This is a genomic window from Micromonospora sp. DT43, from assembly GCF_049841645.1.
Taxonomy (GTDB): Bacteria; Actinomycetota; Actinomycetes; order Mycobacteriales; family Micromonosporaceae; genus Micromonospora.
In genome coordinates this window covers 72,184-93,576 of the sequence record NZ_JBNCKR010000017.1, presented here as the reverse complement: position 1 = coordinate 93,576, position 21,393 = coordinate 72,184, and the positions used below count along the sequence as shown (strand labels likewise).

Annotated in this window: 17 protein-coding genes; 9 read left to right on the top strand and 8 right to left on the bottom strand. The window is 70.6% G+C overall.

Going from position 1 to position 21,393, the window contains the following annotated elements:
- Positions 1-4 precede the first annotated feature (4 nt).
- Both ACLQ26_RS29430 and ACLQ26_RS29425 read right to left on the bottom strand, forming a co-directional pair.
- Entirely contained in the window at positions 5-457 is a 453-nt protein-coding gene (locus tag ACLQ26_RS29430) for an ABA4-like family protein (protein WP_425747609.1), read from the bottom strand.
- Positions 454-1,380 carry a hypothetical protein gene (locus ACLQ26_RS29425; protein ID WP_425747608.1) on the bottom strand — a complete coding sequence of 309 codons (927 nt, stop codon included), beginning with the start codon at positions 1,378-1,380 and terminating at the stop codon, positions 454-456. Before ACLQ26_RS29425 ends, ACLQ26_RS29430 begins: the two co-directional genes overlap by 4 nt.
- A gap of 166 nt (positions 1,381-1,546) precedes the next feature.
- On the opposite strand from ACLQ26_RS29425, the gene ACLQ26_RS29420 reads away from it, so the two are divergent.
- Positions 1,547-2,299, top strand: a complete 753-nt coding sequence (locus ACLQ26_RS29420) for a glyoxalase (protein ID WP_425747607.1) — start codon at positions 1,547-1,549, stop codon at positions 2,297-2,299.
- 48 nt (positions 2,300-2,347) lie between these two features.
- On the opposite strand, the gene ACLQ26_RS29415 is transcribed toward ACLQ26_RS29420, so the two are convergent.
- Complete coding sequence (locus ACLQ26_RS29415) at positions 2,348-3,598, bottom strand: MFS transporter (RefSeq protein WP_425747606.1); 1,251 nt, start codon at positions 3,596-3,598, stop codon at positions 2,348-2,350.
- Positions 3,599-3,680: 82 nt separating this feature from the next.
- On the opposite strand from ACLQ26_RS29415, the gene ACLQ26_RS29410 reads away from it, so the two are divergent.
- On the top strand, positions 3,681-4,565 hold the full coding sequence (locus ACLQ26_RS29410; RefSeq protein WP_425747605.1) for a LysR family transcriptional regulator: 885 nt from the start codon (positions 3,681-3,683) through the stop codon (positions 4,563-4,565).
- A gap of 54 nt (positions 4,566-4,619) precedes the next feature.
- Here the strand turns inward: ACLQ26_RS29410 and ACLQ26_RS29405 are convergent, their stop codons facing one another.
- Positions 4,620-5,612, bottom strand: a complete 993-nt coding sequence (locus ACLQ26_RS29405; RefSeq protein ID WP_425747604.1) for an RNA polymerase subunit sigma-70 — start codon at positions 5,610-5,612, stop codon at positions 4,620-4,622.
- A gap of 127 nt (positions 5,613-5,739) precedes the next feature.
- Here ACLQ26_RS29405 and ACLQ26_RS29400 point away from each other — a divergent pair, with 127 nt between their 5' ends.
- Positions 5,740-6,312, top strand: coding sequence for a dihydrofolate reductase family protein (locus tag ACLQ26_RS29400; protein ID WP_425747603.1), 573 nt, complete (start codon positions 5,740-5,742; stop codon positions 6,310-6,312).
- A gap of 35 nt (positions 6,313-6,347) precedes the next feature.
- Here ACLQ26_RS29400 and ACLQ26_RS29395 read toward each other — a convergent pair whose 3' ends face one another.
- Positions 6,348-6,758: an NUDIX hydrolase gene (locus tag ACLQ26_RS29395; protein WP_425747602.1), complete on the bottom strand. Its 411-nt coding sequence runs from the start codon at positions 6,756-6,758 to the stop codon at positions 6,348-6,350.
- 57 nt (positions 6,759-6,815) lie between these two features.
- On the opposite strand from ACLQ26_RS29395, the gene ACLQ26_RS29390 reads away from it, so the two are divergent.
- Complete coding sequence (locus ACLQ26_RS29390) at positions 6,816-7,235, top strand: ASCH domain-containing protein (RefSeq protein WP_425747601.1); 420 nt, start codon at positions 6,816-6,818, stop codon at positions 7,233-7,235.
- A 51-nt stretch (positions 7,236-7,286) separates the two neighbouring features.
- Here the strand turns inward: ACLQ26_RS29390 and ACLQ26_RS29385 are convergent, their stop codons facing one another.
- On the bottom strand, positions 7,287-7,883 hold the full coding sequence (locus ACLQ26_RS29385; protein ID WP_425747599.1) for a phosphoribosyltransferase family protein: 597 nt from the start codon (positions 7,881-7,883) through the stop codon (positions 7,287-7,289).
- 202 nt (positions 7,884-8,085) lie between these two features.
- On the opposite strand from ACLQ26_RS29385, the gene ACLQ26_RS29380 reads away from it, so the two are divergent.
- From ACLQ26_RS29380 to nrfD, 4 genes are all read left to right on the top strand, one after another.
- A complete protein-coding gene (locus ACLQ26_RS29380; RefSeq protein ID WP_425747598.1) occupies positions 8,086-8,883 on the top strand; it encodes a PrsW family intramembrane metalloprotease in 798 nt (265 codons plus the stop codon).
- 146 nt (positions 8,884-9,029) lie between these two features.
- On the top strand, positions 9,030-12,305 hold the full coding sequence (fdh, locus tag ACLQ26_RS29375) for a formate dehydrogenase (protein ID WP_425747597.1): 3,276 nt from the start codon (positions 9,030-9,032) through the stop codon (positions 12,303-12,305).
- 3 nt (positions 12,306-12,308) lie between these two features.
- Entirely contained in the window at positions 12,309-13,352 is a 1,044-nt protein-coding gene (locus ACLQ26_RS29370) for a 4Fe-4S dicluster domain-containing protein (protein WP_425747596.1), read from the top strand.
- Positions 13,349-14,347, top strand: a complete 999-nt coding sequence (gene nrfD, locus ACLQ26_RS29365; RefSeq protein ID WP_425747595.1) for an NrfD/PsrC family molybdoenzyme membrane anchor subunit — start codon at positions 13,349-13,351, stop codon at positions 14,345-14,347. The genes ACLQ26_RS29370 and nrfD overlap by 4 nt, the downstream gene beginning before the upstream one ends.
- Before the next feature lie 57 nt (positions 14,348-14,404).
- On the opposite strand, the gene ACLQ26_RS29360 is transcribed toward nrfD, so the two are convergent.
- Together ACLQ26_RS29360 and ACLQ26_RS29355 are read right to left on the bottom strand one after the other, a co-directional pair.
- Complete coding sequence (locus tag ACLQ26_RS29360; protein ID WP_007461415.1) at positions 14,405-15,961, bottom strand: OFA family MFS transporter; 1,557 nt, start codon at positions 15,959-15,961, stop codon at positions 14,405-14,407.
- A gap of 162 nt (positions 15,962-16,123) precedes the next feature.
- A complete protein-coding gene (locus tag ACLQ26_RS29355) occupies positions 16,124-16,678 on the bottom strand; it encodes a winged helix-turn-helix domain-containing protein (protein WP_425747594.1) in 555 nt (184 codons plus the stop codon).
- A gap of 287 nt (positions 16,679-16,965) precedes the next feature.
- On the opposite strand from ACLQ26_RS29355, the gene ACLQ26_RS29350 reads away from it, so the two are divergent.
- The gene (locus ACLQ26_RS29350) at positions 16,966-21,378 is read left to right on the top strand and encodes a S8 family serine peptidase (protein ID WP_425747593.1); all 4,413 of its coding nucleotides are present in this window, start codon (positions 16,966-16,968) and stop codon (positions 21,376-21,378) included.
- The last annotated feature ends 15 nt before the right edge of the window (positions 21,379-21,393 follow it).

The window sequence follows — 21,393 nt, the reverse complement described above, 5'->3', positions numbered from 1 at the left end:
GCCGTCAGCCTAGGTGCACGCGGTCGGTGGCAGCGACCGCCGGCCGCCGCCACCGGGTGCGTACGGCCAGGTAGGCGGCCAGTCCGAGCGGCCCGAGCAGGATGGTCAGCACCAGCACCGGAGCCATGACCAGCGCCGGCACCCCCCGTTCCCGGCTGTCCAGCCACGCCCAGCGGCCGACGAACAGATCGAACGCGACCATGTGCGCCCACCCTGCGGCAGCGCCGTCGGGCGTGCCGAGCAGCTCGCGTACCCCGTCCAGGGTCGGCGACGTCACGGCCGGCAGCACCGTACCGAACGCCGGGATCACCAACAGCGCGTAGATCACCACGACCGGCAGCACGATCAGCGGCGAGCCGATGATCCGGGCGGTCCAGGACCAGCGCGGCACCAGGATCATCAGTGCCCAGAACGGCGCGGCCACCGCGAACGTCAGGGAGAACAGCGTCGCGGTCATGCCGCGAGTGCCAGTTCCGGGCGGCGTCGGCGGGCCAGGACCAGGCCGCTGGCGGTCGCCGTCGCGACCACCAGGGCCGCGACGACGCCGAGGGTGAGGGTGTCCGGGCGCAGCAGCGGCTGCCCGCGCAGGGCCTGCCAGGTCAACAGCACAGTGAGTACGCCGTACGCGCCGCCCGCGATGACCAGCAGCCGGACGCGGGTGCCCGCGTCGAGCCGGGTCGCGAACCGGGTCAGCAGGATCGCCAGGATCGGCAGGGCCTGGAGCGCGTGCAGCCCCACGAAGTGCCCGATCCGCAGGTCGCCGCCGGTGGTGCTCCAGCCGACCACTGGCAGTCCGGGCCCACCGTCGGCCACGCCCACGCTGTGCGCCCCGGAGATGCCCTCGATGCCCGGGTCCTGCATCGGCAGCGCCATCGGCACCGCCGCGAGCATCCCCAGCAGGGACAGACCGAGCCCCCACCCGACGGCTGTCGCGGCGACCCGGTCGGGAATCCGCCGGATCAGCACCACGATCGCGATGACGAGGTGCGCGACGAACAGCACCGCGATCGCCGTGCCCATCGCCGCGAACAGCGCGGTGTTCAGCGGGGTGCTGGAGTTGAAGTGGCTGGTCTGCCCGCGCAGCACCTGCCCGACGAGCCAGACGTTCTCCAGCACCGCCACCGCGACGATGACCAGGACGGCTCGTTCGGCGATCCGGCTACGCCGGGGCAGCAGGGAGAGCATCCAGGCGAGCGTAGCGCCGTACAGCACGAAGGACACCGCGAACTTGAACGGCTTGAGCCAGATCGGCGCCCCGGTGAGGACGCGAGGGTCGACGAGGATGCCGACAGTGGCGACGACGGCGAGCGCCGCCATCGCGCCGGCGAGGAGCACGAGGGGGCGGTTCCACTGTGTCGCCCGACGCAGAACGGTAGTCATGTCTGTAGATGCTCGTGGCCATTCCCGCCTGTCGCGTCCGACCGGCGGCCCCGGTTGCGGCCGCTGGTCGGAGCGCGCCTCCTCCCTGGGTAGGAGGCCGGATCCGGCGCGACCCGCCGCGGGTGCTGGCACAATGACCGGCCTGCCGAGCGGACCGGGAGTGACAATGACGACCAACGAGGACCGTGTGCGGCCGAACGAGACCACAGTGCCGCTGCTGCCCTGCCCTGCGCCGGAGGAGACCCTTGCCTTCTGGCGTTCCCTCGGCTTCGAGGTGCCCCACGAGCAGTTGCGGCCGTACGTGTACCTGGTCGTGCAGTTCAGCGGGTTCGCCCTGCACTACGGGCCCGCGCCGAAGGGCCTCGACCCGGCGAAGGAGCAGACCGGCGGCTGCCTGGTGATGGTCGACGCGCTCGCGCCGTACCACGCCGCGTTCGCCGAGGCGATGCGCCGCGCCCACGGCAAGGTGCTGGTCAAGGGCCTGCCCCGACTGACCCGCTACCGCGCCGGGGCGTCCCGGTTCAGCGTCGTCGACCCGTCGGGAAACACAGTCATCTTCATCCAGCGCGACGAGCCGGAGGACCTGGAGTACGGCGGGTCGTCCGAGCTTGAGGGGCTGACCCGGGTGCTCGACAACGCGCGGATCCTGCGCGAGTTCAAGATGGACGACCGGGCCGCCTACCGGGCGCTCGACTCGGGGATGCGCCGTCGCGCCGAGGACGCCCCGGCGGTCGAGCAGGCGACGGCGCTGGCCGGCCTCATCGAGCTGTCGATCGCGTTGGGGAAGTCCGATCGGGTGCCCGAGTGGGGCGCCCGGCTGCGCGCGCTGACGTTGACCGAGGAGGAACGTACGCGGGCGCGGGCCTATGTCGCGGACCCGGTGGTCCTCGAACCGTGGTGGGCCGACCCGCCGCGGTGACCGCCGGGACCGGGGTCGGGCCGCGTCGGCCCGCCCCCGGTCGCCGGGTCAGCGGGTCGCGGAGCTGCGGCGGAACAACGCCGTCACGCCGGCGAGCAGGACGAGCAGCAGCCCGGTGAACCAGGTCATCGCCGTGATCGTGCTGACGGTTCGGGTGGCGATCCCGATGCCGACGGCCGGCAGGCTCATCCCCAGGTAGGCGATGAGGAACAGCCCGGCCAGGGCCTCACCGCGCCGGGCCGGCGCGGCCATCGCCGCGACCGTGCCGACGGCGGCCTTGAACAGCACGCCCGCACCGACTCCGGCGACCACGCCACCGACAAGGAACGCGGTCAGGCTGGCGGTGTGCATGCCCACCAGCACGACGGGCACGCCCACCGCCTGCGCCAGCAGCCCGAGCCGTACCTTCGTCGGGGCGGGGAGACGGTTGGTCACGGTCTGCGCCACGGCGGCGCCGCCGAACACGGCGAACACGACCGCGCCGGCCAGCGCCCGCGACGGCAGGTGCAGGGCGCCCGCGACGAAGCCCGGGGCGACGGAGGTGAACAGGCCGAACACGGCGAACGATGCGAAGCCGGCGGCGGCAGCTGCCACGTACCCGGCCCGGTCGCCGTGGTCGGCGCTGATCCGCTGCGGCCGGTACGTGGGTGTGACCAGCCGCTCCCGCACGGTCTCCGGGGTCGCCGCGACGGCCACGATGCTGGCGGTCAGCAGCACGGCGAACACCAGGTACGGGGTGCGCAGCGGCGCGTGGACGTACTGGGCGAGGACGCCCGCGACCAACGCGCCCACGCCGAGGCCACCGATGTTGGCGGCCGTGGAGACCACCTCGAAGCGCTGGCGGGACGCGCCGGGCCGGTGCGCCGCGTGCAGTTCCTGCAGGTACGCGGTGGCGGTCGCGGTGATCATGCCGATGCCCAGTCCGCTCACCAGGCGGGCGACCAGCAGCACCGGCAGGGACGCGTCGCCCAGGAACAGCGCGGCGGCGACCAGCTCCAACGCCAGCGCCGGGATGAGGATCTTCTTCCGGCCGACCCAGTCGGAGACGTGCCCGGCGAGCAGCAGGCTGATCACCACGCCCACCGCGTACGCCGCGAACACGATCGTGACCATGAACGTGGAGAAGCCGTCCCGGGCCATGTACAGCGGGTACAGCGGGGACGGCACGGTGCAGAACGCCATCGCGGTCAGGAACGCCAGGGCGATCGCCCAGAAGCCCCGGCCGTGGCGGCGAGCGGATCCTTCGTCGCGGGCGGTCGCGGCGGCGGGCCGGCGGAAGGGCAGGGTGGTCGAGGACATGACCCCACTGTCACCCCATCCGATCATCACGTCCAACGAAAGTTGACGCTAGCAACGATCAGAATGAGTGATACTTGGCGGCGTGGAACTCCGCCAACTCGAGTACTTCGTCGCCGTGGCCGAGGAGCAGAACTTCACCCGCGCCGCCGCCCGCCTGCACGTCGTCCAGTCCGCCGTCTCGGCGGCCGTCAAGACCCTGGAACGCGAACTCGGGGCGCCGTTGCTGGACCGCAACTCCAAACGCGTACTCCTCACCGACGCCGGCGCGGCGCTGCTGCCCCGCGCCCGCGTCGCCCTCGACGCGGCCCGCGACGCCCGCGACGCCGTGGCCGAGGTGCACGGCGGCCTCCGTGGCACCCTGCGCATCGGCACGATGACCTCGACCCGACTCCTGCACCTGCCGGCCCTGCTCGGCGAGTTCCACCGCCGGCACCCCGGGGTGCTACTGCACACAAGCGTCGCCCCCGCCGGCTCCCAGGGGCTCATCGACGCGCTCACCGAACGCCGGCTCGACCTCGCGTTCGTCTCCCTGCCCGGCGCGCCGCCGGCGGAGATCCACCTGACCGAACTGGCCCGCTCGGTCATCGACCTCGTCGTGCCGGACGACCACCCGCTGGCCGCCCGCGAGGCGGTGACGCTCGGCGAACTCGCCGGCCTGGACTTCATCGACTCCCCGGTCGGGTACGGCAACCGCGCCGTCACCGACCGGGCGTTCACCACCGCCGGCCTGTCCCGACGCGTCACGATCGAGATCCCCGACATCGGCACCGGCGCCGAGCACGTGCGGCACGGCCTCGGCATCGCGCTGCTGCCCCGCTTCGCCGTCGGCGACGCCGAGGGCGTACGCACGCTCACCGTCACCGACGCCGACCTCGACTGGACGGCGTCGCTCGCCACACCTGTGGACCGCCCGATGGGCGCCGCCGCCCGCGCCCTCATCGCCCTGACCGCCGATTTCCTACCCTGACGACTGTCCCACCCGGCCGCTCGTCTGGGTCCGCCGCAGGCTGGTCAGAGGCGTTTACGCAGGCACCAGCTCCGGCGCGTGGCCCGCGATTGTCGCCGGGAGTCCGAACCTGTCGAACATCGTCGGGTCGACGAACGTCACACAGCAGCGGATCAAGCCGTCCTGCACGCTGAAGAGCTGGATTGAGTGCGCTCGGACGCTCCCCGCCGCCTCCGGATCCGGTGCGTACGCCGCCAGGGCCGTGGTGCCGTTGGCCCGCACGGGCACCAGGCGCCAGCCCGCACTCCGCATGGCGAAGACGCGTTCCAGGAACCGGCGGTAGTGCGTTTTGCCGACGAGCCAGAGCGCCACCGGGGGCATCTCCAGCACCACGTCGTCGGAGAGCAGCCGGGTCAGGCCGGCCAGGTCGGCCGCCTCGAACGCCACCAGGTAGCGCTCGACCACGGCGCGTTCGTCGGGGTCGGCGGGTTCGCGCAGCTCGTCAAGCACCGGCCCGGCGGCCCGCAGCGTCGCCCGAGCCCGCTGCAGGCTGCTGTTCACCGAGGCCACGCTGCTGTCCAGAGCCTGCGCCACCTCGACGGCCGACAACTGAAGCACCTCCCGCAGCACGAGCGCCGCGCGCTGTCGAGCGGGCAGCAGTTGCAGCGCCGCGACCAGGGCGAGCCGCAGACCCGTGCGCTGCTGGACGGCGTCGGCGGGGTCACCGAGCCGTGCGTCCGGAAACGGCTGCAACCAGGGGACGTCGAGGCGAGGGGTGAGTGGCGCGGACGGTTCACCGGCCGGGTTCAGCCCGCTCGGCAGCGGCCGACGAGCCCGTCCCGCCAACGCCGTGAGGCAGGCGTTTGTCGCGATGCGGTGCAGCCAGGTACGCAACGACGACAGCTCCGGGTCGTACCGGTCGGCGGCCCGCCAGGCCCGCAGCAGCGTCTCCTGCACCAGGTCCTCGGCCTCGTCCACGGAACCGAGCATCCGGTAGCAGTGCGCCAGCAGGTCGCCACGGTACGCCTCGTACCGGTCGTCCCGGTCCTGCGCTGTCGCCTCGGCCACGCCGGAGAGCGTACGCCGAGGTACGGCCAGGATTTCCCTCGCGTGGACCGATGAGTTCGGCGCGCGGCGTCGGTAGGTGTCAGGTACAGGCGGTCCACGGCGGGCCGCCACGGTGAGAGGAATCCGCATGGGCGACATCATCGTCATCTCGTTCTGCACGCTGGACGGGGTGGTCTCCGACCCGGACGGACGCGGGGGCACCGGCCACGGCGGCTGGGCTTTCCGGCACGGGGCGGGGCCGGTCAGCGGCGACAAGTTCCGCCTCGGGGCCCGGATGGAGCAGGGCGTCCAGCTCTACGGCCGGCGCACCTGGGAGCATTTCGCCAAGCTGTGGCCGACCCGCGACGGGGGATATGCCACGGTGATGAACACCGTGCCCAAGAGGGTGGCCACCACCAGCGGCATCGACGCGGCGGCCTGGCCGAACTCGGCGGCGATCGACGGCGACCCGGTCGCCTGGGCCATCGACGAACGCACCCGGCGCGACGTCGTGGTGATCGGCAGCCTGAGCCTGGTCCGGCTGCTGGCGGCGGCCGACGTCATCGACGAGTACCGGCTGATCACGTTCCCGACGATCGTCGGGGCGGGCGACCGTCTGTTCGCCTCCGGCACGCCCGCCGACTTTCGGTTCGATGTGGTGGAACCCGTCGAAGCGGGCGCGTTCACGGTGCTGCGACGCGATCGCGCGCAGGAGCGTTGAGCGTGAGCCACCGGGGCAACCACCCACGCCGGATGTCAGGCGTCCCCGAGGTGCAGCGACAGCGCCACCACGGTGGAGGCCGCCAGCTCTCGATCGCGTACCTCGTCGCGCGGGACGAACACCATGGCCTGACCCTCGCCGAGCACGACGTCCTCCTGTCGCGCGGTGGTGACACCACTGAAGACGTGCACCGTCACCGTGTGCGGGAAGCCGGCCTCGTACGGGCGCGGGCCGCTCCACAGCAGACCCAGCTCGCCGGCGCTCAGGCCCGTCTCCTCCAGCAGCTCGCGGCGGGCCGCCTGCTCGGGCGACTCGCCGGGCTCGACGTGGCCGCCGGGAAGGCTCCACTGGTTCGGCGAGACGGGCGCGTGCTCGTCGCGATGCTGCATCAGCACCGCCCCGAAAGGGTCGACGAGCAGGACGAGGGCGACGTCGTAGGTGGCCATCCACGAGACCATGCCACGCCGGCCCTCGTCACCGGTGGTCGGGCGTACCCTCCGTTGATGAGAGTGGACGATCTTCCGGTGATGGAGTTCGGGTTTCCCGGGCCGCTGCGGGACACGCTGGTGGCCGCGATCCGGTCCGGCGCGAAGACCTCCACGTCCGCGCTGCTGCTCGGCTACGAGCACGCCAACGAGCCGCTGCCCGAGGTCGGTCAGCGATCCGCGGTGGTGGACTCCGACGGCCGGCGGGTCGCGGTGATCGAGGTGACCGAGGTGCGGGTCGTCCGGCTCGCCGACGTGGACCTGGAACACGCCCTGGCCGAGGGGGAGGGGGACGAGTCGGTGGCGCAGTGGCGAGCGGGGCACGAGTCGTTCTGGCACAGCGCCGAGGTACGCGCGGAGCTGGGCGACACCGGGTTCACCGTCGACGACGACACCCTGGTGGTGACCAAGCGCTTCCGACTTCTGCACGCGGTCTGAACGGCGCTGCGACGGGTTGCGGTGCGATCCCGGCGTCGCGATCGGTCCTGCCTACCTGGCTCTGCCCCAGGGAAAGAAGAAGTCGTCACTGTCGGCGAGCCACCAGTAGTACTCGGGAGCCTTGTGGTTCTTGAGGGCCACCCGCGTGACGGCCACCGATGCCGCCCGTACGCGGTCGGCGGCCACTCCCTCGTCGACGAGACGCTCCCGCAGTCTCTCGAGGAAGTCGCCGGACATCACGAAGTCGTCGACGATCAGGATGTTGCCGTCCCTGTAGCGCAGGACCGCCATCGGGATCGTGACGATCCACTTCGCCGTCGTGAAGAGGAAGGACCCGCTCGACTCGACCGGATCGTGCGGGTCTTCCCGCCAGGTTCGGGTCCCGACGAAGACGGGCGGCTGATTGTCGAACTCCGCCGAGAGCAGGTTCGCGAAGGTGGCGCCGGGAAGACCGGGAGCGATGATCGCGGTCGGGGGGAATTCCGCCTTGATCCGCCGGCCGAGGTCATTGGCGGCCGCCTGCAGGTCGGCCCACTCAAGGCGCTTCCGCATCAGGTTGAGTTCTTCGGCCTTGCGCGCGTAGTAGACGGTGAGCACGAGACCGACGATGCCGGTGATGAACCCGCCGATCCCCAGCCATCGATCCATGTCACCAGCCTAGGGTGCGGCAGCCAGCTCTCGTCGGCCCCGCTGGGCAACCTCAGGTGGGCGGGCCACCGCGCGTCTGAGCGTGAACGCGTTGGAACCGGTGTCGGTGAAGGTCCCTCGGGCACCTGGATCGCCATCGCAGTCGCGGGGATCTCAGCGCCGAGGCTGGTCTTCGTAACATCGATCCGCCAGACTGCGCGGTATGCGTGATCGTTCTCGCCGGTGGGCGTGGGTCGGAGTGCTCGTCGTCGGGCTGATCCTCTATCTGGCGGTGCTGCGGACCCTCGTGCGCACCCAGAATCCGAACTTCGTGCCGGCGCTCATCCTGCTCGGCGCGACCCTGGCTCCCCTGACGTTCCTCACGTTCGCCCAGGCCCGCACCGGGCGTTGGCAGGTGCCGGCGTCGGTGCTGGTGACGTCGGCGTTCTTCGGCGGGGTGATCGGCACGGTGGTCGCCGGCACCCTGGAGTACGACACCCTGCGCGGCCTGGGCACCCTGCCCATGCTGTTCGTGGCGCTGATCGAGGAGTCGGCGAAACTGATCGTCCCCGTCGTGCTGCTGTTCACGGCCCTGGCGCAACACCGTCGCCGCCTGCCGTCCGACGGCCTGGTCATCGGTGTGGCGGCCGGCATGGGCTTCGCCGCGCTGGAGACGATGGGGTACGCCTTCACCGCGCTGCTCAGCTCGCACGGCAACATCGGCGCGGTGGAACAGACCCTCTTCATCCGCGGTCTGACCGCGCCCGCCGGCCACACCGCCTGGACCGGGCTTACCGCCGGAGCGCTGTGGGCGCTGCTGGCCAGCCCGAGCGTCGGCCGGCTGTTCGGATTCCTCGGCACCTTCCTGGGCGTCGTCGTCCTGCACACACTCTGGGACACCTTCTCCGGTTCGCTTGTCTTCGTCGTGCTGGCGATCGTCAGCATCGGTTGGCTGTTCTGGGAACTGCATCGCTACCGGACCTTCGGCGACCGCCTGGCCGTTCAGCGCCCGTCGAGCTGATCCGGGCCCCATCCACCACGCCTCCCTCGGCCAGCGAAAAGTGGCCGGGGGAGGCGTCGCTCTGCTGATCCCGCTGCGCCCGGGCCGACACCTCATCTAGTGTCGGACTGTTCATATTTAGTGGCTTTCGTCGGGAAGGTGCAGCGATGGGGGTGCGCCGCTGGGTCGAGCGCTGGCCGCTCTACCGCCAGCTCACCGGCACCGACCCGTTGGGCCGGGGCGCGGCGGCCAAGTCCGCCCGGTCGCTGACGCTCACCGCCCGTACCGATACCGCCGACTCGGTGGCCCGGTCCGTCTGTCCGTACTGCGCCGTGGGGTGTGGTCAGCGGGTGTACGTCGCCGACGGGCAGGTCACGCAGATCGAGGGTGATCCGGACAGTCCGATCTCGCGGGGTCGGTTGTGTCCGAAGGGCGCGGCGAGCAAGAGCCTGGTGACCAGTCCGCTGCGGCAGACGACTGTCCGCTACCGGCGGCCGTACGGCACCGAGTGGGAGGATCTCGACCTCGACACGGCGATGAACATGATCGCCGACCGGGTCCTGGCCGCCCGGGACGAGACCTGGGAAGACCGGGACGCCGAGGGCCGGCCGCTCAACCGGACGCTGGGGATCTCCAGTCTGGGTGGGGCGACGCTGGACAACGAGGAGAACTACCTCATCAAGAAGTTGTTCACCGCGATGGGGGCGCTCCAGATCGAGAACCAGGCCCGTATTTGACACTCCGCCACCGTCCCCGGTCTGGGGACCAGCTTCGGTCGCGGCGGCGCCACCCAGTTCCAGCAGGACCTGTCGAACTCCGACATGATCGTCATCCAGGGTTCGAACATGGCCGAGGCGCATCCCGTGGGTTTCCAGTGGGTGATGGAGGCCAAGCGCCGTGGGGCGAAGGTGTTCCACGTCGATCCGCGGTTCACGCGGACGAGCGCGGTGGCGGACGCGTACCTGCCGATCCGTGCGGGCACCGACATCGCCCTGCTCGGCGGCGTGATCCGCTACATCCTCGACAACGAGCTGGACTTCCGCGAGTACGTCGTGGCGTACACGAACGCCGCCACCATCGTGACCGAGGAGTATCGGGACACCGAGGACCTGCACGGGCTCTTCTCCGGCTTCGCGGAGGAGAACGCCAGCTACGACCAGAGCAGTTGGCAGTACGAGGGCGCCGAGCAGAACATCCCCCCTCGGGACACCGAAACCCAGCGGGAGACGGCAGCCGGGCTGGAGCACGAGTCGCACGGCGCGCCGGTGGGCGGCGACACCCAGCGCGACGAGACGTTGCAGCATCCGCGCTGCGTCTATCAGATCCTCAAGCGGCACTTCTCCCGCTACACGCCGGAGATGGTGGAGCGGGTCTGCGGCATCCCGCAGGACAAGTTCCTGGAGCTGGCCCAGGCGTGGACGGCCAACTCGGGCCGGGAGCGGACGAGCATGCTCGTCTACTCGGTCGGCTGGACGCAGCACAGCGTGGGCGTGCAGTACATCCGCGCCGGCGCGATCATCCAGTTGCTGCTGGGCAACATGGGCCGGCCCGGTGGTGGCGTCATGGCGCTGCGGGGACACGCGAGCATCCAGGGCTCCACCGACGTGCCGACGTTGTTCAACCTGCTGCCCGGCTACCTGCCGATGCCGCACCACGCCGACCACCCCACGTTCGACGAGTGGGTCGACAGCATCCGGCATCCGGGGCAGAAGGGCTTCTGGGGCAACGCGCGCGCCTACGGAGTGAACCTGCTCAAGGCGTACTGGGGTGATGCCGCGACGGCCGACAACGACTACTGCTACGGCTACATGCCCCGGATGACCGGCGACCACGGCACCTACCAGCAGGTCCTCGACATGATCGACGGGAAGATCAAGGGGTACTTCCTGCTCGGGCAGAACCCGGCCGTGGGCTCGGCGCACGGGCGCGCGCAGCGCCTGGGCATGGCCAACCTGGACTGGCTGGTGGTTCGGGACCTGTTCATGATCGAGAGCGCGACGTTCTGGCAGCACGCCCCGGAGATCGAGACGGGCGAGATCGTGCCGGAGGAGTGTCGTACCGAGGTGTTCTTCCTGCCGGCCGCCTCCCACGTGGAGAAGGAGGGCTCCTTCACGCAGACGCAGCGGCTGTTGCAGTGGCGGGAGAAGGCCGTCGAGCCGCCGGGCGACGCCCGCTCCGAGCTGTGGTTCTTCTACCACCTCGGCCGGATCGTCAGGGAACGGCTGGCCCGCTCGACCCGCGCCCGCGACCGGGCGCTGCTCGACCTGACCTGGAACTACCCCACGCACGGTCCGCAGGCCGAGCCGAGCGCCGAGTCGGTGCTCTACGAGATCAACGGGTACGACGTGGCCAGCGGCCGCCCGCTGTCGAGCTACACGGAGATGAAGGACGACGGGACCACCGCCGGCGGCTGCTGGATCTACACAGGCGTGTACGCCGACGGCGTCAACCAGGCTGCCCGCCGCAAGCCCGGCTCGGAGCAGTCCCTGGTGGCGCTCGAGTGGGGCTGGGCGTGGCCGTCCAACCGGCGGATCCTCTACAACCGTGCCTCGGCCGACCCGGACGGCAACCCGTGGAGCGAGCGCAAGAAGTACGTGTGGTGGGACGCGGAGAAGGCCGAGTGGACCGGCTACGACGTGCCGGACTTCGAGAAGAACAAGGCGCCCTCGTACCGGCCGCCGCCGAACAGCTCGGGCGTGGCGGGCATCGCGGGCGACGACCCGTTCATCCTCCAGGGCGACGGCAAGGGCTGGCTCTACGCGCCCAGCGGGGTGCTGGACGGGCCGCTGCCGACGCACTACGAGCCGGTGGAGTCGCCGGTGCGCAACCCGCTCTACCGGCAGCAGGCCAACCCGGCCCGCAAGGTCTACACCCACCCGATCAACAGCCTCAACCCGAGCCCCCCGGAGCAACACAGCGACGTCTTCCCGTACGTCATCACTGTCAGCCGGCTCACCGAGCACCACACGGCCGGCGGCATGAGCCGGACCGTCGGGCACCTCGCCGAGCTGCAACCGGAGATGTTCGTCGAGGTGTCGCCGGAGCTGGCAGCCCTGCGGGGACTGCGTCACCTGGGCTGGGCGCACCTGGTGAGCGCCCGCGCGGCAATCGAGGCGAAGGTCCTGGTCACCGACCGGATCACTCCGCTGCGGGTGGACGGCCGGATCATCCACCAGGTCTGGCTGCCGTACCACTTCGGCTACGAGGGTCTGGTGACCGGTGACTCGGCCAACGACCTGTTCGGCATCACGCTCGACCCCAACGTCCTCATCCAGGAGAGCAAGGTCGGCACGTGCGACGTGCTGCCCGGCCGACGCCCGAGGGGCCAGGATCTGCTGGACCTCGTCGTCGACTACCGGCGACGGTCGGGGGACCTGAGCCACCGTTACCCACCGCTGGTCACGACCGACGTCGCCGACAGCAGCAGCGACCAGGAGGCCTGACCGATGCCCCACGCCAACGCCCTGTACGGGCCGCTCGATCCGGCCTCGGACGCCGGCTATGGGGACGCGCCGCCGCGGATGGGGTTCTTCACCGATACGAGCGTGTGTATCGGGTGCAAGGCGTGCGAGGTGGCCTGCAAGGAGTGGAACGGCGTTCCGGAGAGTGGTCTGGATCTGCTGGGCATGTCGTACGACAACACCGGCGCGTTGACGGCGAACTCGTGGCGGCACGTCGCGTTCGTCGAGCAGCCGCGCTCGGTGGGGGCGGCGACCCCGGCGTTCGAGGGCTATCCGGACGGGCCGGCCGTCAGCCCGGCAACGGCGGCCGTGGGCGCGCGGACCAGCACCGACACCGGCACGGATCCGGGTCTGCCGCCCGGCTCACCGGTTGCGGCCACCCGCATGTCGGGTGGGCCGGAGTTCCTGGGGATGCCGGGTGGGCAGCCTCCGGGGCGGGGTACGGGTGTGGAGCAGCGGTCGGATTTCCGGTGGTTGATGATGTCGGATGTGTGCAAGCACTGCACGCATGCGGCCTGCCTGGACGTCTGCCCCACTGGGTCGTTGTTCCGGACGGAGTTCGGGACGGTGGTGGTGCAGGAGGACATCTGCAACGGCTGTGGCTACTGCATTTCGGCGTGTCCGTACGGGGTGATCGATCAGCGTAAGGATGATGGTCGGGCGTGGAAGTGCACGCTGTGTTATGACCGGTTGGGTGCGGGGATGACGCCGGCGTGTGCGCAGGCGTGTCCGACGGAGTCGATCCAGTACGGCGAACTGGACGAGTTGCGGGAGCGGGCCGCCGCGCGGGTGGCGAAGCTCCACGAGCATGGAGTGCCCGAGGCGCGGTTGTACGGGCACGACCCGAACGACGGCGTCGGTGGTGACGGTGCGTTCTTCCTGCTGCTGGACGAGCCGGAGGTGTACGGGTTGCCGCCGGATCCGGTGGTGACGACCCGGGACCTGCCGGCGATGTGGAAACACGCAGGCGTCGCCGCGCTGACGATGGTCGCCGCCACGGCTGTCGCGTTCCTGGGCAGGCGGCCATGACCGACACGACGCGCCGGGGTCGCGGCCACGGCGGCGAGCAGCTCACCGTGCCGCCGGCCGACTTCAGCTCCTACTACGGCCGACCGGTCCTCAAGGCGCCGGTCTGGAAGCGCGACATCGCCGGCTACCTGTTCAGCGGCGGCCTGGCCGCCGGCGGCGCGCTGATCGGCGCGGGAGCCCAGCTGACCGGACGCCCCGCCCTGCGCCGCGTGGGCCGCTGGACGGCCCTCGGCGGGACCGTCGCCAGCGCGTACCTGCTTGTGCACGACCTCGGGCGGCCGGAGCGGTTCCACCACATGCTCCGGGTCGCCAAGCTGACCTCACCGATGTCGGTGGGCACCTGGATCCTCACCGCGTTCGGGCCGGCCGCCGGTGTGGCGGCGATCGCCGAGCTCGGGCCACGGCTCCCGCAGCACGGTGTGCTCGGCCTCGCCCGCCGGCTCGCCCCCTCCGTCGGCGACGTCGCCGGCCTGGCCGCCGCGGCCACCGCCCCGGCGCTGGCCACGTACACCGGGGTCCTGCTCGCCGACACCGCCGTACCGGCCTGGCACGACGCGTACCCCTATCTGCCGTTCGTCTTCGGCGGCAGCGCCCTGGCGGCGGCCGCCGGGGTCGGCCTCGTCGCGGCGCCCGCCGCGGAGACCGTGCCGCTGCGGCGGCTCGCCGTCGCCGGCGCGGCCATCAAGCTGGTAGGCGGTCACCGGATGGAGCGGCTGAGGATCACCGGCGAGCCCTACCGGCACGGTCCCACAGGACGGCTGGTCCGGGCGGGAAACGTGCTGCTCGGCGTGGGCGCGGTCGCCGCGCTGCTCAGCCGACGCAGCCGGGCCCTGTCGGTGTTCGCCGGCGCGGCCCTGGTGGCCTCGTCGGTCGCCACCCGGTTCGGCATCTTCGAGGCGGGAAGCGTGTCGGCCCGCGATCCGCGGTACACGGTCGTACCCCAGCGGGAGCGTCTCGCCGAGCACGGCCCGACGGTGGCCGACGGCCGACGCTGAGCACGACGGGCAGCGCCCCGCGAGAGGCACTGCCCGTGCGCGACGCGGCCCGAGCGCTCAGCCGGTGAACAGCTTCGCGGCCGTGATGGCGGTCTGGACGATGCCGTAGCCGAGCAGCGCCGCGACGAGCAACCAGGACAACCAGAGCCGCCCGGTCTGGCCGCCGACATGCTCGGGCACCGGCGGCCTGCTCTGCGGGCCGAGGGCGACCGGCTCGGTGACGCTGGCGCGCGCCACAGGTGAGGTCGACCCCCGGTCCGGCTCGTGGAACCGGTCGGGCACGGCGCGGACCAGCAGGTTGGCGACGAAACCGATGGCGAGGACACCGACCATGGTGAACAGCGCGGGCCGGTACGCCGACGCGGTGAGCGTGCCGGGCTTGCCCTGCGTGTCGAGGATGCGGTTGACGATCAACGGCCCGGCCACACCCGCCGCCGACCAGGCCGTCAACAGCCGGCCGTGGATGGCGCCGACCTGGAAGGTGCCGAAGAGGTCCCGCAGGTACGCGGGCATGGTGGCGAAGCCGCCGCCGTAGAAGGAGATGATCAGCGCGGCGATCAGCACGAAGACGGCTGTGGCGGCGTGCCCGGCCACGGCGAGCAGGGCGTAGAGCACCATGCCGACCCCGAGGTAGATCAGGTAGATGGGCTTGCGGCCGATGAGGTCGGACGTCGTCGACCAGACGAAACGCCCGGCCATGTTGAACAGCGACAGCACACCCACGAAGCCGGCCGCGGCCGACACCGAGACGGCTGTGGAACCGTTGTCCCGGAAGAAGTCCTGGATCATCGGACTGGCCTGCTCCAGGATGCCGATGCCCGCCGTGACGTTGCAGAACAGCACGATCCACAGCAGCCAGAACGAGCGGGTCCGTACGGCGTTGGACGCGGACACGCTGGCCCTCGTCACCAGCGACCGGGTGGCGACGCGAGCGGGGTCGAACCCGGCGGGCCGCCAGTCCGGTGGGGGAACCCGGACGTTGAACGGGCCGAACATCATGATCACGAAGTAGCCGATGCCGAACGTGACGAAGAGCCCCACCAGCGCGGAACCCGACGCCACCGCGGCGGGGTTGGCCGGGTTGTAGTCGGAGTCGTAGAGCGACAGCAACTGACGCGCGAGCGGACCGGCGACCAGGGCGCCGCCACCGAATCCCATGATCGCCAGACCGGTGGCCAGACCCGGCCGGTCCGGGAACCACTTGATCAACGTGGACACGGGCGAGATGTAGCCGATGCCCAGCCCGATCCCGCCGATGACGCCGTAGCCGAGGTAGAGCAGCCAGAGCTGTTGGGTCGCGATGCCGAGCGCGCCGACCAGGAAACCGGTGGCCCAGAAGCAGGCCGAGACGAACATGGCCCGGCGGGGACCGTTGCGCTCCACCCACCGGCCACCCACCGCCGCAGACGAGCCCAGCATGACGATGGCGATGCTGAAGATCGCCCCGATCGCCGTCTGGCTGGTGTCGAAGTGCGCGATGAGGGAGTTCTTGTAGACGCTCGTCGCATAGACCTGGCCGATGCAGACGTGCACGGCAAGCGCCGCGGTCGGGATGAGCCAGCGGCTGTATCCCGGGGGAGCGACTGTGTGCCGAGGGTCGAATACCGACAACATGGGCTCCGCACCTCCTGCGGCTGAGTGGGCAGGCGGCCCGACACACGCCCGGCGTTCGCCGTTGATCGGCTGTATCTCACGGTACGTGGTCGCCGGCCCACCGCCCCCGGTTACCGGAAAACGGGCGGCCCGTGCTGAGAAGCTGCCTACATCAGGCAGCCGTCAGGCACGCCCGATTCGCGGCTCCTGTCGGCCGCTGAGGCGCAGCCCGACACCGCGTACGGCCTCGATCGTGGCACCGGTGCCGAGGGCCCGCAACTTGCGCCGCAACCGCTTCACCAGGGACTGCACGTCCGCCCTGCGCTCGCGCCCCTCGTCGTGCCAGACCGACAGGTGCAGCTCGGCATAGCTCCAGATCCGGACCGGCTCGGTGATCAGGCAGGTCAGCAGGTCGTGTTCCAGCCGGGTCAGGTCGACCTCGCGAGCCCCGTACCGCGCGGTGGACCTGGCCGAGTCGATGACCAGGGCGGCTTCGGGCTCGGCGGCGGGCGTCCGGCTCGGCGGTGGCCCACCGGGCGGCCCGGTCCGTTGCTGCGGCACCGCGATGAGCCGACGCAGCTCGTCGAGGTCGGCCACCAGCAGCAGCGGCGCGATCCCGTCGAGACGCTCCGCGAGCCGGATGCGCTCGGTCGGCGACGGTGTCACCGCGATCAGCAACGGAAACGGTTCGTCGGCCGGATCGGCTCCGGCCAACGTCGTTTCGTCGTCCTCGGCCACCACACCGCCCGGGATCGATGGTCATCCCTGCCCAGCTATCGTCATGGTCCTGACAATGTTTGGCAAGCGCGCCGCCAGCAGGGCAACCGTTAGCGACAAGTTGCTCACAGCAAGTTCTTGATCGTCCTTTCCTCTCGATCATAGTGTCCAGTCGGGCAACCGGCGTGACCCGCGCGGTGCATGGGGAGGCATGAGGGGTCCGTTCGCTCGGTTCCGTCGAGCGGGATCTCCCGCACTTCTCACATGGCCCATCACACCCCTGGGTCGTTCTGAGGGAGGCAGCACCGATGATCAGACGTCCACAATGGAGACGAACGGCCAGATCGCTGGTCAGCGCCAGCGCGGCGATGATTCTCGCCGCCACATGCCTGGCCAGCGTCGGCTCCGCCGCGCAGGCCGCGCCCGGTTCGCTGGGAGCGGGCACCGCCGCCGGAGACAAGATCCGACCGGAGCTCGCCCGGCAGCTTGAGGCCAAGAGCGCAGGGGACTTCTGGATTCGGTTCAAGGACCGGGCCGACCTGAGCAAGGCCAGCGCCATCAAGGACTGGACGAAGCGCGGCGCGGCAGTCGCGCAGACGCTGCGGGAAACCGCCGCCGGGAGCCAGGGCAAGATCCGCGCCGAACTCGACAGCTCGGGCACGAAGTACGAGACCTTCTGGGCCACCAACGCCATCAAGGTGAACAGCGGCTCCCTGTCGATGGCGCAGAAGTTCGCCGCCCACGCGGAGGTCGAGGGTCTCTACCCCCCGGTCGCCTACCAGCTCCCCGAACTCACCAAGGGCACCGACGAGAAGACCGTCAACGCCGTCGAGTGGGGTGTTGCCAACATCAACGCCGACGACGTCTGGTCCCAGTACGGCGTCACCGGTGAGGGCGTCACCATCGCGAGCATCGACAGCGGTGTGCAGTACGACCACCCGGCGCTTGTGAACTCCTACCGCGGCAACAACGGCGACGGCACGTTCGACCACAACTACAACTGGTTCAACGCCGCCGGGACGTGCGCCGACGCGCCCTGCGACGACGACGGCCACGGTACGCACACCATGGGCACCATGGCCGGCTCCGCCGGCGCGAACCAGATCGGTGTCGCGCCCGGGGTCAAGTGGATCGCGGCGAACGGCTGCTGCCCCACCGACGCGGCGCTTGTCGAATCCGGTCAGTGGATGCTCGAGCCGACCGACCTGAGCGGTCAGAACCCGGACGCCAGCAAGCGGCCGAACATCATCAACAACTCCTGGGGCACCCGGAACCCGTCCAACGAGCCCTTCATGGAGGACGTGACGCTGGCCTGGGCCGCGTCGGGCATCTTCGGTGTCTTCTCCAACGGCAACAGCGGGCCGGCGTGCGAGACCAGCGGCTCGCCGGGCAGCCTCGCCAGCAACTACTCGGCCGGCGCGTACGACGTCAACAACACCGTCGCCAGCTTCTCGGCTCGGGGGGCCGGGCAGAACGGCGAGATCAAGCCCAACATCTCCGCTCCGGGCGTGAACGTCCGGTCGAGTGTTCCCGGCAACGGGTACGGCAGCGCCAGCGGCACGTCGATGGCCGCCCCGCACCTGGTGGGCGCGATCGCCCTGCTGTACTCGGCGGCGCCGTCACTCATCGGTGACGTCGACGGAACCCGTGCCCTGCTCAACGGCACCGCGATCGACAAGGCCGACGACCAGTGCGGTGGCACGGCCGCGGATAACAACGTCTACGGCGAGGGTCGACTGGACGCCCTCGCGCTGCTCGACGCCGCCCCGACCGGCGACGTCGGCACCCTCGCCGGCACGGTCACCGACGCGGCCACCGGCGCGCCGATCGCCGGTGCGACAGTGACCCTCACCGGGCCGGCCTCGCGGGAGATCACCACCGGCGCCGACGGGAAGTACTCGACCCAGGTCCCGACCGGCGACTACCAGGTCGTCGTTTCGGCGTTCGGGTACGGCAGCACCACGAAGACGGCGACTGTCACCAACCGCGCGACCACCACGCTCAACGTCGCCCTGACGGCGGTGCCACGCGTCAACGTCACAGGCGCGGTCACCGACGGCTCCGGCCACGGCTGGCCGCTGTACGCCAAGGTGACGGTGAGCGGCGTGTCCGGCGTGTACGACTACACGACGCCGTCGAACGGCCGGTACAGCATCACGCTGCCGGCCGGGCAGACGTACACCCTGACGTACGAGTCGCAGTACCCGGGCTACCAGACCGTCACCAAGGAGGTAGTGGTCGGCACGCGCAACGTGACCGCAAACGTCGCGGTGCCGGTGGACACCACCACCTGCACGACGGCGCCCGGCTACACGTTCGGCTCCGACGGCGAGTACCAGACCTTCGACGCGACGACCACGCCGGCCGGCTGGACGGTGGTCGACAACGCGGGCAGCGGTGACGTCTGGAAGTTCACCGACGACGGCGACCGGGGCAACCTGACCGGTGGCAGCGGCAACTTCGCGATGATCGACAGTGACGCGTACGGCGCGGGCACCACCCAGGACACCTCCCTGGTGAGCCCGGTGGTGGACCTGTCCGGCGTCACGGCCCCGGTCATCCGGTTCAACCAGGACTTCAACCAGTTGAACGACGACACCGCCGACGTCGATCTGAGCATCGACAATGGCGCGACCTGGACGAACGTGCTCCGCCAGGAGACCGACGTCCGGGGCCCGAAGCTCACCGAGATCCCGATCCCGCAGGCGGCCGGCAAGGCGCAGGTCCAGGTGCGGTTCCACTACTACGACGCCTCGTACGAGTGGTGGTGGGAGGTCGACAACGTCCTCATCGGCAGCCAGGTCACCTGCGTACCTGTCGACGGCGGTCTGGTCGTGGGCAACGTCCGCGACAAGAACGACAACAGCTACATCAACGGCGCCACCGTCACCAGCAACGACAGGCCCGCCGAGAAGGCGGTCACCGTGGCGACCCCGGACGACCCGGGGCTGCCCGACGGGTTCTACTGGATCTACTCGACGCTCACCGGCACCCACAAGTTCACCGCGACGGCCGGCAACTACGTCAGCCAGAGCAAGCAGGTCGACGTCGAGGCCGACTGGGCCACCACCGCGAACTTCGTCCTCGCGGCCGGCCGGTTGTCGGTGACGCCCACCCAGCTGAGTGCGACGGTCCAGATGCCCGGCGGAAAGGCCACCAGGACGTTCACCGTGACCAACACCGGCGGCGCGCCGGTCGAGGTCGGCTTCGGTGAGCGTGACGACGGCTTCGAGCTGCTGCGGGCCGACGGTTCGCGGGTGACCCGGCAGCAGGTGCTCGGCGCGGCCGGCGCGCCGGAGCAGCGGTTGAGTGTTCCGACGTCGTTCGCGGCCAAGGCCTCCGGTAAGGCGGCGACGGCGACCCCGGCCGCGGCCGGCCCGCAGGCCGCTCCGTGGACGGACATCACCGACTTCCCGGCCAACATCATGGACAACCGGGTGGTCACGCTGGACGGCAAGGTGTACTCGATCGGCGGCGGCGACGGAAGCGCCTCCACAGTGAAGACCTACGCCTACGACCCGGTCGCGCAGACCTGGACGGCGGTGGCCGACCTGCCCGGCGCCCGCAACGCGCTGGCGGTCGGCGTGATCGGCGGAAAGATCATCGCGACCGGTGGTTGGGCCGACGCCGGCCCGGACGCCACCACCTGGTCGTACGACCCGGGGGCCAACACCTGGACCGAACTGGCCGACAACCCGGCGCCACGCGCCGCGGCCGGACAGGCGGTCGTCGACGGCAAGCTCTACGCCGTCGGTGGCTGCACCACCTCGGGCTGCGTGCCGATGTCGAACACGGTGGTCCGCTACGACCCGGGTACCAACGCCTGGGAGACGCTTGCGAACTACCCGAAGTCGGTCGCCTTCGCCTCCTGCGGCGGAATCGACGGCACCCTCTACTGCACCGGTGGCAACGACGGCACCGCGGCACAGAAGGCCAGCTACGCCTACGACCCGGGCGCCAACACGTGGACCGCGATCGCTGACGCGCCAGTCGACAACTGGGCCAGCTCGTACGCCGTGGCCAGCGGCAAGCTCCTCGTGGTGGGCGGTTCGCAGGGCGGCGCCATCAGCAACGCCGGCTTCGCCTTCGACCCGGCCACCAGCTCGTGGTCGAACCTGCCCAACGCCAACACCGCCCGGTACCGGGGTGGCGCGGCGTGTGGCTTCTACAAGATCGGCGGCTCGTCGGGCAGCTTCAACGCGGCACCGGACAGCGAGGTGCTGCCGGGCTTCGAGGGGTGTGTCGAGTCGGCGGCCGACGTCAGCTGGATGACCATCGACAAGTCGACAGTCACCCTCGCGCCGGGTGAGAAGGTCACGGTCACCGTCGGGATGACGGCGAACGTGGACCAGCCGGGCACCTACTCCGGTGCGGTCACGATCAGGGAGAACACGCCGTACTCGGTGGCGCCGGTGACGGTGACCATGACGTCGACGCCCCCGAAGACCTGGGGCAAGCTGATGGGCACGGTGACCGGTACGAGTTGCCAGGGCGCGTCCTCGCCGCTTGCCGGCGCGGTGGTCCAGGTCGACTCGTGGGCGATGTCGTGGACGTTCGCGACCGACAGCGCCGGCAAGTACGCCTACTGGGTGGACCGTCGGAACAACCCGCTCACGATGATCGTCGCCAAGGACGGCTGGAAGCCCCAGACCCGTCAGACGAGGATCGACACCGCCACTCCCACTGTGGAGAACTTCGCGTTGGCGCCCATCCGGTGCTGACACCTGAGCGGTAAG

Bases quoted from the DNA above. Each gene is read 5' to 3' on its own strand.
- ACLQ26_RS29430 (WP_425747609.1), bottom strand. From the start codon at position 457: ATGACCGCGACGCTGTTCTCCCTGACGTTCGCGGTGGCCGCGCCGTTC.
- ACLQ26_RS29425 (WP_425747608.1), bottom strand. From the start codon at position 1,380: ATGACTACCGTTCTGCGTCGGGCGACACAGTGGAACCGCCCCCTCGTG.
- ACLQ26_RS29420 (WP_425747607.1), top strand. From the start codon at position 1,547: ATGACGACCAACGAGGACCGTGTGCGGCCGAACGAGACCACAGTGCCG.
- ACLQ26_RS29415 (WP_425747606.1), bottom strand. From the start codon at position 3,598: ATGTCCTCGACCACCCTGCCCTTCCGCCGGCCCGCCGCCGCGACCGCC.
- ACLQ26_RS29400 (WP_425747603.1), top strand. From the start codon at position 5,740: ATGGGCGACATCATCGTCATCTCGTTCTGCACGCTGGACGGGGTGGTC.
- ACLQ26_RS29395 (WP_425747602.1), bottom strand. From the start codon at position 6,758: ATGGCCACCTACGACGTCGCCCTCGTCCTGCTCGTCGACCCTTTCGGG.
- ACLQ26_RS29390 (WP_425747601.1), top strand. From the start codon at position 6,816: ATGAGAGTGGACGATCTTCCGGTGATGGAGTTCGGGTTTCCCGGGCCG.
- ACLQ26_RS29385 (WP_425747599.1), bottom strand. From the start codon at position 7,883: ATGGATCGATGGCTGGGGATCGGCGGGTTCATCACCGGCATCGTCGGT.
- ACLQ26_RS29380 (WP_425747598.1), top strand. From the start codon at position 8,086: ATGCGTGATCGTTCTCGCCGGTGGGCGTGGGTCGGAGTGCTCGTCGTC.
- ACLQ26_RS29370 (WP_425747596.1), top strand. From the start codon at position 12,309: ATGCCCCACGCCAACGCCCTGTACGGGCCGCTCGATCCGGCCTCGGAC.
- nrfD (WP_425747595.1), top strand. From the start codon at position 13,349: ATGACCGACACGACGCGCCGGGGTCGCGGCCACGGCGGCGAGCAGCTC.
- ACLQ26_RS29360 (WP_007461415.1), bottom strand. From the start codon at position 15,961: ATGTTGTCGGTATTCGACCCTCGGCACACAGTCGCTCCCCCGGGATAC.
- ACLQ26_RS29350 (WP_425747593.1), top strand. From the start codon at position 16,966: ATGATCAGACGTCCACAATGGAGACGAACGGCCAGATCGCTGGTCAGC.